The organism is Capsulimonas sp. (assembly GCF_039929585.1).
Lineage (GTDB): Bacteria > Armatimonadota > Armatimonadia > Armatimonadales > Capsulimonadaceae > Capsulimonas.
In genome coordinates this window covers 1-13,428 of sequence record NZ_JBDSQY010000118.1, presented here as the reverse complement: position 1 = coordinate 13,428, position 13,428 = coordinate 1, and the positions used below count along the sequence as shown (strand labels likewise).

The window sequence follows — 13,428 nt, the reverse complement described above, 5'->3', positions numbered from 1 at the left end:
TTCTTTACTAAACAGTGGGCCGCAGCTGTCTGAACGACAAGAACGGCCCAAATCGCCTCAAAGATCGCAGCTGGCTTGAGAAAGGGCACTTTCCGGCACCACTTCTAGAAGTGCACGATGTCCACCTGCGTGGACTCCAGAAACCTAGCGATTGCGTTTCTTTTCTGGAGTGCCCGAAGGGGCACATCGTGCTTTTCTAGCCGCGATTTTAATCGCCAGGCGCATTGTGCATCTCATTCAACATCTTAACCTGAAACCCTAACCGGTTAGGTATAATGACTGGGATCGATCTGACTTGCAATCGTGTCAGTCAGTACTGAATGACGCTCTTTAGGAGACATCTCATGCCGTCACTCTCTTCCAAAGTCGTAACTGCGCTGCCCGCTCTCTGTTTTGCAGGCGGCCTTCTTGCCGCCTTGCCGGCATCTGCCCAGACGTATACGATCAAAGATTTAGGGGTGCTTGGAACCACGCGGTTCAGCATTCCGCATTGTGTCAACCAGAACGGACTGGTCGTCGGAGAGTCGAATTACCAGGGAGGCGGCGCCGGTAAGGCGTTCCTCTATCAAAACAACGCTATGGTGGATCTTAGTCCCGCCGGCAGCTTGAAAAGCATCGCTTATAGCATCAACACGACGGGAGTGATTGCCGGAATGGTGGAGGACGCCAGTGGGAACACCCATCCGGCGCTCTGGCGCAATGGAGTCGCGTCCCTGCTCAATTACTCCGGAGTGTCCTACGCAGTCAATTATGCAGGCGCGATGGTCGGACAAGTGCAGGACGCGAGCTCCGTCAACCACGCTTTTCTCTGGACGCCCACGGTTCCTAACGGCGGAACCGGCAGCCTCCAATATCTGAACAACGGCGGCTCAGCGAATGGGATCAACCACTTCACGCAAGTCGTCGGCTCAATCCCGTCGGGAACAGGCTCCCATGCGTTCCTGTGGGATGCCTCCCATGGCTCGAAGGACCTTGGGGCGCTTGGGACAAGTAATCAGATGTTTGGTACGGGGATCAATTATAATGGGATCGTGATCGGATCCTTCGTCGGTACGGGCAGCGTGTTTCATGCCGCCGTCTGGACGCCCACGACAAACAATGGGACGACTGGGGCCTGGAGTGACCTTGGGATCGGTCAGGCGCTCAGTATCAACTCTTCCGGACAAATCGTAGGCAAGACCGATACGGCCGCGATCCTGTGGCAGAATGGCGTCGCCAAAAACTTGAATACGTTGATCCCGGCCGGGTCCGGCTGGACTCTCTTTGAAGCCGATAGCATCAGCGACACCGGCCAGATCACCGGGGCCGGCAGCATCAACGGCTCCATGAGCCATGCGTTCCTTCTTACCCCGGTGCATTAGGCTCAGCAATTTACTGCGGCTCTCAGGCGGCCTCTCCATTCAACGTGGTGGGGCCGCTTGCTCTCCGAAATCCTCGACTTCCGTCGCACGCGCCTCAATGTCGCTTTGAGCGTACAATGAGAAAATGCGCCGAATCTCGTCTATAATAAGATGCATGTCCGCCAATGCCGCTGGAGATTCCGGCTGCCGGGTTAGTATGGCGTCCAGGGAGTGGTCTGAAAACCGCTTTATCACAGAGTGTGTTTGGGTGCGTGCAGGCTAGGCAGATATTTTCGCGGGGAATTGGCCAATTTGCTTGACAGATTAAAATAAGATGTGATATGGTTAAACGTATCGCTTGGATTGGCGATGGTAGGTTTTAATGCGTCGCTCGAAAGATGAATCAATGCCAAATATGAGCAATGGTGTGAGGCTGCCGGCTGCGGAAAGGCTCGCCGTCGCCCTGCTTGGGCGTATCGAACGCGGCGAGTATGCGCCGGGCGAATGGCTGCCGACGGAGCGTGAGCTGGCGGCGGAGTTTCGGGCGGATCGCTCGACAATCCGCTCGGCGCTGTCGTCGCTGGCCGAGAAGCAGCTGATTGTACGCGAGACGGGACGGCGCCCTCGTGTCAGCCTCCCTTCCGAAACCGCGTTGATGGATCAATCCACGCGCGATTCGAAAGTAGCTCTGCAAACACTGGCGGTCCTGTCGCCGCAGACGCCGCATTATCCGGCGTCTCCGGCAATCCAGCGCGGTGTGCTGCAAATGCTGATCAACAAGGAAGCGCCATATCGTCTGATTGTCTTCGACAACAATGCGGACACGCGCGCCGAAACGGTTCGGCGCGAGCGGCATGCTCTGGAATCCATCCGAAACGAAGGCATCAGCGGCGTGGTCGTTTGGCATCAGGGCAGCGTTCATACGCTGCCCGACCTGCGGCTTCTCCAGGAAGCGGGGATACCGATGGTGCTGGTCGACCGCTGCGATCCTTCCTTCGCCTGTGACTTTGTGGGTATCGACAATGCGGCGGCGGCGCGTGAGGCGGTGATGCACCTGCTGGATCTTGGCCATCAGCGCATCATGCACCTGACGATGGAAGATCCGACCATTACGGTTCGGGATCGCGAGCAGGGGTATCGCGAGGCGATGATGTCGCGGGGCGTTCGCCCGGAGCCCGAGTGGATCTTCCGGATGTCCAACGCCGTCCACTTGCAGCCGCCGGTCACAACGGCCGCCGATCATTTTATGTCCCTCGCGGAGCGTCCCACGGCGGTGTTCGCCATGAACGACTTGATTGCCCACGAGTTCATGGCGGAACTGCAAGCGCGCGGCGTCCGCGTGCCCGAGGACATCAGCATTATGGGCTTCGACGACATGGATCGCCATTCGATCCGCCCGTCACCGCTGACCACCGTGCACCAGCCCTTCGAACAGATGGGCGAGAAAGCCGTCGATCTCCTCCTGACCCGCCTCGCGGAGCCGACCGGCGCCCCCGCCGCCTACCGCCATATTCTGCTGCCCACACGGCTGGTCGTCCGCACCTCCTGCATCCCGCTCCCTCGCTAGGGAACGGGATCGCGCCTCCTTCGTTTTCACTGGCCCCTCGCCTGCATTCAATTTATTGAAAGAGGCGGGGGATTTTTATGTGACAATATCGAATTTCGTATAAAATACGATTTTTTCAGTACAAAATTAATGTAGGTTGTTACGGTGTTGTTTTGGATTTATTTTCCAGTTTTTGCACTCAATTCTATTGACATGACCCGGAGAAACTGCTAACATATTGAACATTGGAGGCCAATAGGATTTCTTTTGTCCTGTAAAATTTTTCATTCGGTCTACCGTCAATTTAAAAGGAGAGCATTATGCAGACATTGAACACGCAGAGTCGCAAAGGGTTTACGTTGATCGAGCTGCTAGTTGTTATCGCAATAATTGCTATACTGGCCGCCATTTTGTTCCCGGTCTTTGCCAAGGCGCGCGAGAAGGCTCGCCAGATCAGCTGCGCATCAAACTTGCGGCAGATCGGAATAGGCATTCTTCAGTACACACAAGACTTTGATGAGAACTATCCCACAGGTGGAAGAGCGCAGCTTGGGCAAGGGTGGGCCGGCATTGTCTATCCTTATGTCAAAAGTACAGGCGCATTTAAATGTCCGGATGATCCTACCGCGAACCATACAAACGGAGCTGTCATCTCATATCCGGTATCCTACGCGGCAAACTTTAACTTTATGAGATGGGATACGACGAACGACCCGAATGATCCCCACACCGGTCAGGCGCTCGCTTCGCTTGCTGCGCCTGCAAAAACAGTACTTCTTTGCGAAGTGCAGTCCATTTACGCGCCTATCACCGATCCTAACGAAGCCGGCGGGTTCCAAGACGTTATTTCCCCAACTACCAATGGAAATTATAACGGAACGGTTTATCCGTTTCCTAACTTTGGTCAAGGAGGAATGATGGAGACGGGATGCTTAGGAGGGTTGGACTGCACGCCATATCTCGCAACGACCGCCAATTTCATGGAAGGATTTGAAAAGCTGACTGGTCGACATACCGACGGCTCAAACTTTATGATGACCGACGGCCATGTGAAATGGCTGCGTGGTTCTCAGGTCTCCGGCGGATCAAATGCGATCGCTGCGGACTGTCAGCAGGGCGGCGGCGCGCCAGCGGATTGCACAACGGTCGTGCAGACGATGGCGGAGGGAACCGAGGGTAATCGCTTCGCCGTCACGTTCAGCGTCAAATAGCTGCGACGTAACATCGTAACACGGGATCTAAAACAGTCCTTCGTATCAAACTTACGAGGGGCTGTTTAGGTTTAGGGGCGTCCGAGCGATGTTTTCGAGATCAGCCCTGAGCCATGTTGCGATGTTCTCCCGGAGACTGGCCGGTTTTGCGCTTGAAGATGCGGCAGAAATAGCCGGCGGATTCGAATCCTACCCTCAGCCCGATGGCGGCGATCGGCAGGGTCGTGGTGCGCAGCAGATGGCTGGCTTCGTTGATGCGAAGCTCCAAGTGATACTGCGCCGGCGACATACCGATGTATTTCCGAAACGATTTCCGAAAGAGAGAGTAGCCCACGCCGAGTGTGGCCGCCATCTCCTCCATATTGATGTTCTGCTCCATCTGTTCGAAGAGAATTGTCTTGCCTCGTTCAATCGCGTTGAGGATGTCGGTTCCTTCGAAGCCGCGGCGCAGGGACGAGGCGGTTGCCGTCGCCATAATCAGCATGGTTCGCGCGCCGATCACCTTCTGGTAGCCGATCGCCTCGCGTCGCATCTCCTCCATGATCTGTACAAACTCGTGCTGCATCCGCTCGGTGGGCTGACCGCCCAGCAGCGGGTCGGAGGGCGAGAGGGCCGACTCCGCGATGAGGGTTTCGGCGATTCGTCCCTGAAAGGCGACCCAGTATTCGTCCCATCCCGTTTCCGGGTCAGGGCTGTAGCGGTGCCATTCCCCCGGGAAAAGAATAAAGAGAGTTTCCGCTTCGATCCGCCGGCGTCCAGCAGAACGAGACTCGAATAGGCCTCCGCCATTGGCGATATAAACCAGCTGATATTCTTGAAGCGTCCTCCCTTGCTCCCACCGGAACTGATGATCGGCTGGATGGCTTGTCGGAGGGTAAGAGGCGTGCGGAGGAATCAGCTGATGACCGCTTGCCAGAATGTACAAACTTTGCTGTCGCGCTTCGTCGGCAAGCGGGAGGTATCGCGAGAAATATTTCATGAGACGTTTGCTTCTACAGTAATACTGACAGTGTCAAAAAGTGCAATTTTATTGCCATTTTGTGCATTGACGGCGTGCAGGCCTGCGTTTATAATGATGATACCATATACCCCAACTGCTTAAGACGGCAGATTGAATATCGTTCTCTCATCATGTGTATCCTTTTTGGGTTTATGATGGTTGAATGTTTATACTGATCTAATATTTAAGCTGTCTATGGGATTTATATGGATTATGTTTCGAGTCGTGACCAAATTTTATTTCACGTCGTCGGATGCCCCAATTATTTGCAGGGTGGAGAAAGAAGTTATTATGCCTACCGTTCAATCGCGAAGCCGTTCAGGTTTCACTCTCATTGAATTGCTCGTCGTCATCGCCATCATCGCGATTCTCGCTGCAATCCTATTCCCGGTCTTCGCCAAGGCCCGCGAGAAAGCTCGCCAAATCAGCTGCGCTTCCAACGAGCGCCAGATCGGCCTAGGCTTCTTGCAATATGTGCAGGACAATGATGAGAATTACCCGACTGGTTCGATAGGAAGCTTAGGAGAGGGCTGGGCCGGACGTGTCTATCCTTACGTTAAGAGCACCGGCGTTTTCAAATGTCCCGATGACAGCCAGCAACCACAAACGAACACCGGTAACGGCTTAGTATCCTATCCTGTCTCTTATGCTGGAAACCTGAACTTCTTGCGGACCGCGAATAACAGCGATCCGCTCGACCCGCAGACCGGCCAGGCGCTGGCCTCTTTGAGCTCTCCCAGCAAGACGGTTCTGCTCTGTGAGACCACGGGGCTTATTGGACCTGTTACGGATCCGCAAGAGGCGGGCGGGATTAACGGTTTCACCTCTCCCACGTCCAATGGAAATCCCGATGGCGGCATGTGGTGGGGTAACAATAAGAATGGCGGCCATATGCGGACCGGATGTCTGGGTGGCCGCGACTGTACGTCTCAGGTAAACCGTAATGGTGGCGGATTTGGATTTGACTCGGTTAATGGACTGCACACGGACGGTTCAAACTACATGCTATGCGACGGTCATGTCAAGTGGTCCAAGGGTTCCGGTGTCTCCAGCGGCTCCAACGCCTTGGCGGAAGACTGCAACCAGGATGGCGCGCCGGCCTTGACGGACTGCCAGGTTCACGGCGGTATGTCCGCAGGAACTGGCAATGGTCAGTTCGCGATCACCTTCAGCACTCGGTAAGCTTGCGGAATAACGGATCATTAGTTGTTTATCATTAACCCTTAGTGATCGCAATTCCGAATACCAAAATCGCCCTTCGTATTTTCGATACGAAGGGCGATTTGTCCATTATGAGCCGCGCTGAGAGTATCGGTAAAGCGTGTTTCTTTGGAGTTTGCATGGTTTTTCTCCCCTCGTCAGAAATTCTTGAAAAATTTCCTTGGCGAGGGGTGTTTTACTCTGTATTTAGTTCTGGTATCGGGTAAAATATGCCTGTGTATCGTTCCGAAAATCTTCGTATAGTTCCGATAAATCCGAATGAAATCCATGAGGCGTCAGCTCGTTTCCGTGTCGGATACGCCCACCTGAACGCGGGGCGCGAGTCTTGGATATCAAACGAACTTTTGCCGCTTTCCGTATCAATCAATTAGCTCTCTTAATCGCTCTATAGTCTTGCAATCGACGTGTCCTTTGAAAGAAATCCATGAAGCACCATCTTGCCTTCTTTGCCGCCGCCGCAGTCGTTCTCTTGTCTCCCGCCGCGCAGGCCGCCTCCAATGTTCGTCTCGGTCATCTCCGCTGTGAATTTCTGGTAAACCCGCTCGGCGTGGACGCCGAGCATCCACGGCTGAGCTGGCAGCTGCAGTCGCCCACGCGCGGGCAAAAGCAGACGGCGTATCAGGTTTTGGTGGCGAGCAGCGCAGCCGCTCTGAAATCCGGCAAGGGCGATCTCTGGAACAGCGGCAAGGTTGCGTCCGATGACGCGCTCACGATCCCGTACTCGGGACGGCCTCTGGCGTCGGGCCAGCAGTGCTGGTGGAAGGTGCGTGTTTGGGACAAGGACGGTGCTGTGACCGAGAGTCCAGCGGCGTCGTGGCGCATGGGGCTTCTGAAGCCTTCGGATTGGAAGGCGCAATGGATCTCCGCGCAGACGCCGCGCGACGTGAAAGCCGACGGCAAGATGCTCGCTCCCTCGTCTTACCTGCGCCGGACGTTTACTCTCGGAAAGACCATCAAGCAAGCCACGATTTTTGCGACGGCGCACGGCGTCTATGAACTGCATCTGAACGGCGCGAAGGTCGGCAATGCGGTTCTGGCGCCGGGATGGACGGATTACAACAAGCGCGTGGAGTATCAGGTCTACGACGTGACATCGGCGCTGAAGAGCGGCGCGAACACCATCGGCGCCGTTCTTGGCGACGGCTGGTACAGCGGCTTCATCGGTTTTGGCGGCCGTCGGGATTACTACGGAGTTCGTCCGGAAATGCGTCTCCAAATGGAGATCGTATTCACCGATGGAACGCGTCAGACGATCGTGACCGACGGAACTTGGAAGGGATCGCAGGGTCCGATCACCTACTCAGATATGCTCCAGGGCGAATCGTACGATGCGCGCAAGGAATTGACGGGCTGGGATCTTCCCAGCGCCAAAGGCGCCGGCTGGAATTCCGTCGTTCTCGACGCGTCGAAGAAATCCGCCAATCAGGTGGATGTGACTGCTAAAGTGGTGTCGATGGTCACGGACAACAAGGTTTCCGTCGTCTCCGGCAACGATCTCGGAGGCGATCCCGCCTACAATACCGTCAAGCATCTGCGCGTGGACTACACGCTGGACGGCGCCGCGCACTCGCAAACGGTGAATGAGAAGGATACGATCCAGATCCCCGGCCCCGGCGAGGCGCCCGGCAAGCTCGTTATTCGAAAGGCCGTCTATGGCGTGATCGATCAGCCAGGCGTGAACGCCATGATGGTCGCCCAGCATGGCCCGGCCATTCGTGTGACCGAGCACATCAAGCCGATCGGCATGACCGAGCCGAAGCCGGGAACATATATCGTTGACCTCGGCCAGAACATGGTCGGGTGGGCGCGGCTGAAAGTCCAGGCCAAGGCGGGGACGCGCATTCAGCTGCGCTTCGCGGAAATGCTCAGCCCCGATGGCGAAGTTTACACCACGAACCTGCGCTCGGCCAATTGCACCGACACCTATATCTGCAAGGGCGGCGGCGTCGAAGTCTGGGAGCCGCACTTCACGTTCCATGGTTTCCGCTACGTCGAAGTGACGGGATTCCCCGGCAAGCCGGGATTGGATGCGCTGACCGGATGCGTCGTGGGATCGGACACTCCGAAGACGGGGACATTCGAATGTTCCAGCGAGCTCGTGAACAAGCTTCAGCACAACATCGACTGGGGACAGCGCGGCAACTTCGTGAGCGTTCCGACCGACTGCCCGCAGCGCGATGAGCGCCTCGGCTGGATGGGCGACGCGCAGATCTTTGTCCGCACCGCGACTTACAACCGAGACACCGCCGGCTTCTATGAGAAGTGGATGCAGGATGTCGAGGATGCGCAGTCGTCACAGGGCGCTTTCTCCGATGTCTCCCCGCGTAAGGTGGACGACAACGACGGCGCTCCCGCCTGGGGCGACGCCGGCGTAATCGTTCCATGGACCGTTTATCAGGCGTATGGCGACACGACCATCATCGAAAAGCATTGGGCCGCGATGAACGGCTGGATGAACTACATCACCAGCGTCAACCCTGACGGCCTTTGGATGCAGCGGCGCAACAACGACTTCGGCGACTGGCTTTCCATCAACGCGGATACGCCGAAAGACGTTCTTGCGACGGCATACTACGGCTACGACGCTTCGCTGATGGCGAAGATGGCGCGTGTGCTTGGACGCACGGATGAGGCCGCCAAGTATGATGCTCTCTTCGAGCGCATCAAGAGCGCCTTCAATAAGGCGTTTGTGTCGGCGGACGGCAAGATCAAGGGCGATACACAAACCGCCTACGTACTTGCGCTGCGCTTCAACTTGCTGCCCGACAATCTGCGCGCGATGGCTGCGACACATCTGACGGCGGATATCGCCGCCAAGAACAGCCACCTCTCGACGGGCTTTGTCGGCGTCGGCTATCTTTGCCCAACGCTCACGGCGACCGGCAATAACGATGTCGCGTATAAGCTGCTCCAAAACGATACGTTCCCCAGCTGGGGCTTCTCGATCCGCCATGGCGCGACGACGATCTGGGAGCGATGGGACGGCTGGACCCCTGAGAAGGGCTTCCAGGACCCTGGTATGAACTCATTCAACCACTATTCGCTCGGCTCGGTCGGCCAGTGGCTCTATCAGGACGTTGCCGGGATCGATACCGATCCCAATCAGCCCGGCTACAAGCATATCCTGCTGCATCCGCATCCGGGACCGGGTTTGACCCACGCCGCCGCGACCTTCGACAGTGTCCATGGTCCGATCGCCAGCGGCTGGAAGATCCAGAACGGGAAATTTGTCTGGAATGTCTCCGTTCCCGCCAACACGACGGCGACGGCGTGGATCCCGTCGCCGAGCGCTTCCGGGATCACCGAAGGCGGCAAAGCGATCAATACGGCCTCAGGCGTCAAGTTCGTTCGGGAGGAATCTGGGGCGGCCGTGTATGAATTACAATCAGGAACATACACCTTCTCCGCGCCGGCCCTTTAATCGCTGACGAACGGCGGACGGCCGAGGCAAGTATGACGAAATGAATACACCATTCCTACAAGTAAGCGGCCTGAGCAAAGCGTACAACGGTATCCCGGCGCTTTCCGGCGTCAGCATCGATATTGAGCCGGGCGAACTCCATGCGCTGATGGGCGAAAACGGGGCGGGAAAATCCACCCTGATCAAGTGCCTGTCCGGAGTCGTCCGGCCTGACGGCGGCGAGGTTCGGGTCAATGGCGTCGCCGTCTCTCTCGGAGACATTCGCGCTTCCGAGACGGCGGGGATCGTCGCGCTTCATCAAGAATCCACGGCGTTCGCGCACCTGAATGCGATCGACAATATCTTTGTCGGTCGCGAGCCGCGTATTGGGCCGGGTCTGCTGGACCGGCCCCGGATGCGGCGCGAGGCGCAGGCGCTGCTGGACCGCCTGGGCGAAAAGATCGATCTGGACCGGCCGCTGGAGGAGCTTTCGCTCGCACAGCGCCAGATGGTCGGGATCGCACGCGCGCTTTCCCACAAAAGCGGACTGCTGATCATGGACGAACCGACGGCGTCGCTGTCGGCCCGCGAAACGGAAACGCTTTTTCGGATCATCCGGCAGCTGCAAAGCGAAGGCGTCGCCATTCTCTATGTCAGTCACCGGATGGAGGAAGTCTTTGCGCTGTCCAGCCGGGTCACGATCCTGCGCGACGGCAAACTCGTGGACACGCGGCCGATCGCCGATGTCAGCCGCGATGAACTTGTCAAGCTGATGGTCGGCCGGGAGCTGCTGGCCGAGGAAAGCCGTGAAAGCACGGTGACGCTGGGCGAGGTGATGCTGGATGTTCGCGGCCTGACCCGGCCGGGCGTGTTCCAGGATATTTCACTTTCAGTGCGCGCCGGCGAAATCGTCGGTCTCGCCGGACTGGTCGGTGCGGGGCGCTCGGAAGTGGCTGCGTCCATCTTCGGTGTGGACCGCCCGGCTTCCGGCTCAGTCTCCATCGCGGGCAAGCCGCTTCCGGCGGGCTCCATCCCGAAGTCGATCGGGTGCGGCCTGGCTCTCGTCCCCGAGGACCGGCAGCATCAGGGGCTGGTGCTGCCGCTGACCGTGGGGACGAATTTACTGCTCACCGTGCTCGGTTCGCCGTCCATGGGGGCCCTGCGCTCGTCGGACAAAGAAAACAAAGTCGTCGCGGACTTGATGCGCGATTTGTCAGTCAAGGCCGCCGGGCCGGGGATCGCGGCGAATACGCTGTCGGGCGGCAACCAGCAGAAGCTGGCGCTCGGCAAGTGGCTGGCCGCAGCGCCCCGCGTGCTGATCCTCGATGAGCCGACCCGCGGCGTCGATGTCGGCGCCAAGGCGGATGTATATCGCATTATTCGCCAGCTGGCGCAGGATGGGATGGCGACGCTGCTCATTTCGTCGGACCTGCCCGAACTGTTGACCCTGAGCGATCGGATCCTGGTCATGAGCCAGGGGCGAATTCGCGGCGAGTTGACCCGTGCGGAGGCTACGGAGGAGAAGATATTGGCGCTTGCTCTGCATACGGAAAATTCGTCGGTGAAGGTGGTCGCATGACAACGCAAGCGATAAATAAGCCGGCGCCCGGCTTTGGCGCGACGCTGAGCCGCCTGTCTCGCCAGCGCGAATATGGGGTTCTGGCGCTGCTCCTCCTCACCATCTTCGCAGTCAGTCTGGTCAACCACTCCTTTTTGGCTGGCGGTAACATTCGCGACATTCTGGTGTCCAGCGTTCCCGCCGTGATCGTCGCCTGCGGGCTTACGCTCGTGATCGTCATGGGCGAAATCGATATCTCCATGGGCGCGCTGATGGGCCTTCTGGCGACCGTCATGGGGCAGCTCACGACCCCGGCCCACGCCAATCTCCCGGTGGCGGTCGGTATTATCGTGACCTTGCTGCTCGGCGCGGGCATTGGCTTGATCAACGGCTTACTGGTGGCGTATGGCCGGATGCCGTCCATCATCGTCACACTCGGAATGCTGACGGTCTTGCACGGCGTTAATCTGACGCTTATCAACGGGCATTACATCACGGATCTGCCTGCGGGGCTTCGCTTCTTTGGCATTGGAACATTTTTGGGCATCCCCATCAGCCTGTGGGTGACGGCGGCGGTCGTGATCCTAGCCATCCTGCTCGTGCGGCAGACGCCGCTAGGCCGCCGGATCTACGCCGCCGGCAGTAATCCCGAGGCGGCGCGGCTCGCCGGTCTGCCGGTGCGTAATTTGAAAGTCTTCGTGTTCATGCTGACGGGCCTTCTGGTTGCTGTGGCGACCGTGGTCAGCGTGCCACGTCTGGGCGTGATCGAATCCGGAATTGGACAGAACTTTGAGCTGGTCGTCGTCACCTGTGTTGTCGTTGGCGGGACGTCTATCAGCGGTGGTCGCGGAACGATCATTGGATCGGTGCTTGCGGCGCTGCTGCTCGGCGTCATCAGTCCAATGCTGATCTTCCTGCGCCTGGGCGAGTCCGCGACCTACTGGGACCGAGCGATCCAGGGCGCGTTCATCCTGGTCGCAGTGCTGATCGACCATGTGGCGCGTAGCCGCCGGGGGGCGCACTAATTATGGAACAGATCACCAAGCCCAAATCCGAGCGTGCGCTTGCGGCCAAGCAGCCCTCGCCGCTGCGCGGCGTATTGCCCTCACGCCAGGAAATCGTTCTGATCGTTCTGCTGGCGGGGCTTCTCATCATGGCGTCGTCACTCAGCCCGCGCTTTCTGAATCCGGACGTGCAGATTACTCTGTCCACGCAAGTCTGGGAATTGGCGCTGCTGGCGATCCCGATGACCTTGATCATCATCACGGCAGGGATTGATCTGTCGGTCGGCTCGACCATGGCGCTCTGCGCCGTCGTCTTCGGCCTGTGCTTCAAGAATCATGTCCCGCTGCCGATCGCCGGCGTCCTGACGCTTGCGACCGGGGTGGCCGCCGGCGCTCTGAACGGCTTCTTTATTACTCGCGTCAAAGTGCACCCGCTGATCGTCACGCTCGCCACCCTGGCCGCCTTTCGCGGTGTCGCCGAGGGCATCAGCCATGGCAGCCCTGTTTCGGGCTTCCCCGATAGCTTCACATGGCTGGGGCAGGGGACACTGCTGGGGCTGCCGATTTCCGGACTGATCTTCACGGTTGCGGTCATCGTCGTCGGCCTGCTCGCGGCGCGCACCCCGATGGGCTTGTGGCTTTCTTCGGTCGGCTTCAATGAGACCGCGTCGAAGTATTCGGGCATTCAGGTCGATCGCATCAAGATGTGGCTGTATACGCTGTCGGGCGCCACGGCGGGGCTGGCGGCGCTGCTGTTTATCGCCCGCCGCAATACGGCCAAGGCGGACATCGGGACGGGGATGGAACTCGACGTCATTACGGCGGTTGTTTTAGGCGGCACGAGCATTTTCGGCGGCCGCGGCCGTTTGTTCGGAACCGTGCTGGGCGTCCTGCTCATCCACGAAACACGTGAATTCGTTTCCTGGCAATGGAACAGGGATGAGCTCAAGCTCATCATCATCGGTGGCCTGCTCATTCTGTCGGTTCTGGCCGATAGCCTTCTCACGCCGAAAGGGCGGAAGGCGTAGCAGCCCACCCCGGCCCTTGGGGCCACCCCTCCCGCAGCGGGAAGGGAGTTCGGGCCGATCACGCAGACGGCATTCGTAAGTGAAGTTCTTACAAACCCTTCCCGTTGCGGGAGGGGTGGC

The 13,428-nt window shown here is 58.2% G+C and carries 9 protein-coding genes; 8 read left to right on the top strand and 1 reads right to left on the bottom strand.

Annotation, left to right across the window (positions count from 1 at the left end; translation table 11 throughout):
• Positions 1–344: 344 nt before the first annotated feature.
• From ABIZ35_RS08260 to ABIZ35_RS08250, 3 genes are all read left to right on the top strand, one after another.
• The gene (locus tag ABIZ35_RS08260) at positions 345–1,361 is read left to right on the top strand and encodes a hypothetical protein (RefSeq protein WP_348219411.1); all 1,017 of its coding nucleotides are present in this window, start codon (positions 345–347) and stop codon (positions 1,359–1,361) included.
• Positions 1,362–1,755: 394 nt separating this feature from the next.
• Positions 1,756–2,907, top strand: coding sequence for a GntR family transcriptional regulator (locus ABIZ35_RS08255; RefSeq protein WP_348219410.1), 1,152 nt, complete (start codon positions 1,756–1,758; stop codon positions 2,905–2,907).
• 299 nt (positions 2,908–3,206) lie between these two features.
• Positions 3,207–4,097 carry a DUF1559 domain-containing protein gene (locus ABIZ35_RS08250; protein WP_348219409.1) on the top strand — a complete coding sequence of 297 codons (891 nt, stop codon included), beginning with the start codon at positions 3,207–3,209 and terminating at the stop codon, positions 4,095–4,097.
• Positions 4,098–4,197: 100 nt separating this feature from the next.
• Here the strand turns inward: ABIZ35_RS08250 and ABIZ35_RS08245 are convergent, their stop codons facing one another.
• Positions 4,198–5,076, bottom strand: coding sequence for an AraC family transcriptional regulator (locus ABIZ35_RS08245; RefSeq protein WP_348219408.1), 879 nt, complete (start codon positions 5,074–5,076; stop codon positions 4,198–4,200).
• 312 nt (positions 5,077–5,388) lie between these two features.
• On the opposite strand from ABIZ35_RS08245, the gene ABIZ35_RS08240 reads away from it, so the two are divergent.
• From ABIZ35_RS08240 to ABIZ35_RS08220, 5 genes are all read left to right on the top strand, one after another.
• Positions 5,389–6,279, top strand: a complete 891-nt coding sequence (locus ABIZ35_RS08240) for a DUF1559 domain-containing protein (protein ID WP_348219407.1) — start codon at positions 5,389–5,391, stop codon at positions 6,277–6,279.
• Positions 6,280–6,742: 463 nt separating this feature from the next.
• Positions 6,743–9,739, top strand: coding sequence for a family 78 glycoside hydrolase catalytic domain (locus ABIZ35_RS08235; protein WP_348219406.1), 2,997 nt, complete (start codon positions 6,743–6,745; stop codon positions 9,737–9,739).
• Between the two features lie 40 nt (positions 9,740–9,779).
• Positions 9,780–11,297 (top strand): sugar ABC transporter ATP-binding protein, encoded by a 1,518-nt coding sequence (locus ABIZ35_RS08230; RefSeq protein ID WP_348219405.1) that lies wholly within the window; start codon positions 9,780–9,782, stop codon positions 11,295–11,297.
• The gene (locus ABIZ35_RS08225; protein ID WP_348219404.1) at positions 11,294–12,301 is read left to right on the top strand and encodes an ABC transporter permease; all 1,008 of its coding nucleotides are present in this window, start codon (positions 11,294–11,296) and stop codon (positions 12,299–12,301) included. Before ABIZ35_RS08230 ends, ABIZ35_RS08225 begins: the two co-directional genes overlap by 4 nt.
• Positions 12,302–12,303: 2 nt before the next feature.
• Positions 12,304–13,308, top strand: a complete 1,005-nt coding sequence (locus tag ABIZ35_RS08220) for an ABC transporter permease (protein WP_348219403.1) — start codon at positions 12,304–12,306, stop codon at positions 13,306–13,308.
• Positions 13,309–13,428: the final 120 nt, after the last annotated feature.

Coding starts and splice junctions, on each gene's coding strand:
- ABIZ35_RS08235 (WP_348219406.1), top strand. CDS start 6,743: ATGAAGCACCATCTTGCCTTCTTTGCCGCCGCCGCAGTCGTTCTCTTG.
- ABIZ35_RS08230 (WP_348219405.1), top strand. CDS start 9,780: ATGAATACACCATTCCTACAAGTAAGCGGCCTGAGCAAAGCGTACAAC.
- ABIZ35_RS08225 (WP_348219404.1), top strand. CDS start 11,294: ATGACAACGCAAGCGATAAATAAGCCGGCGCCCGGCTTTGGCGCGACG.
- ABIZ35_RS08245 (WP_348219408.1), bottom strand. CDS start 5,076: ATGAAATATTTCTCGCGATACCTCCCGCTTGCCGACGAAGCGCGACAG.
- ABIZ35_RS08255 (WP_348219410.1), top strand. CDS start 1,756: ATGAGCAATGGTGTGAGGCTGCCGGCTGCGGAAAGGCTCGCCGTCGCC.
- ABIZ35_RS08220 (WP_348219403.1), top strand. CDS start 12,304: ATGGAACAGATCACCAAGCCCAAATCCGAGCGTGCGCTTGCGGCCAAG.
- ABIZ35_RS08260 (WP_348219411.1), top strand. CDS start 345: ATGCCGTCACTCTCTTCCAAAGTCGTAACTGCGCTGCCCGCTCTCTGT.
- ABIZ35_RS08240 (WP_348219407.1), top strand. CDS start 5,389: ATGCCTACCGTTCAATCGCGAAGCCGTTCAGGTTTCACTCTCATTGAA.
- ABIZ35_RS08250 (WP_348219409.1), top strand. CDS start 3,207: ATGCAGACATTGAACACGCAGAGTCGCAAAGGGTTTACGTTGATCGAG.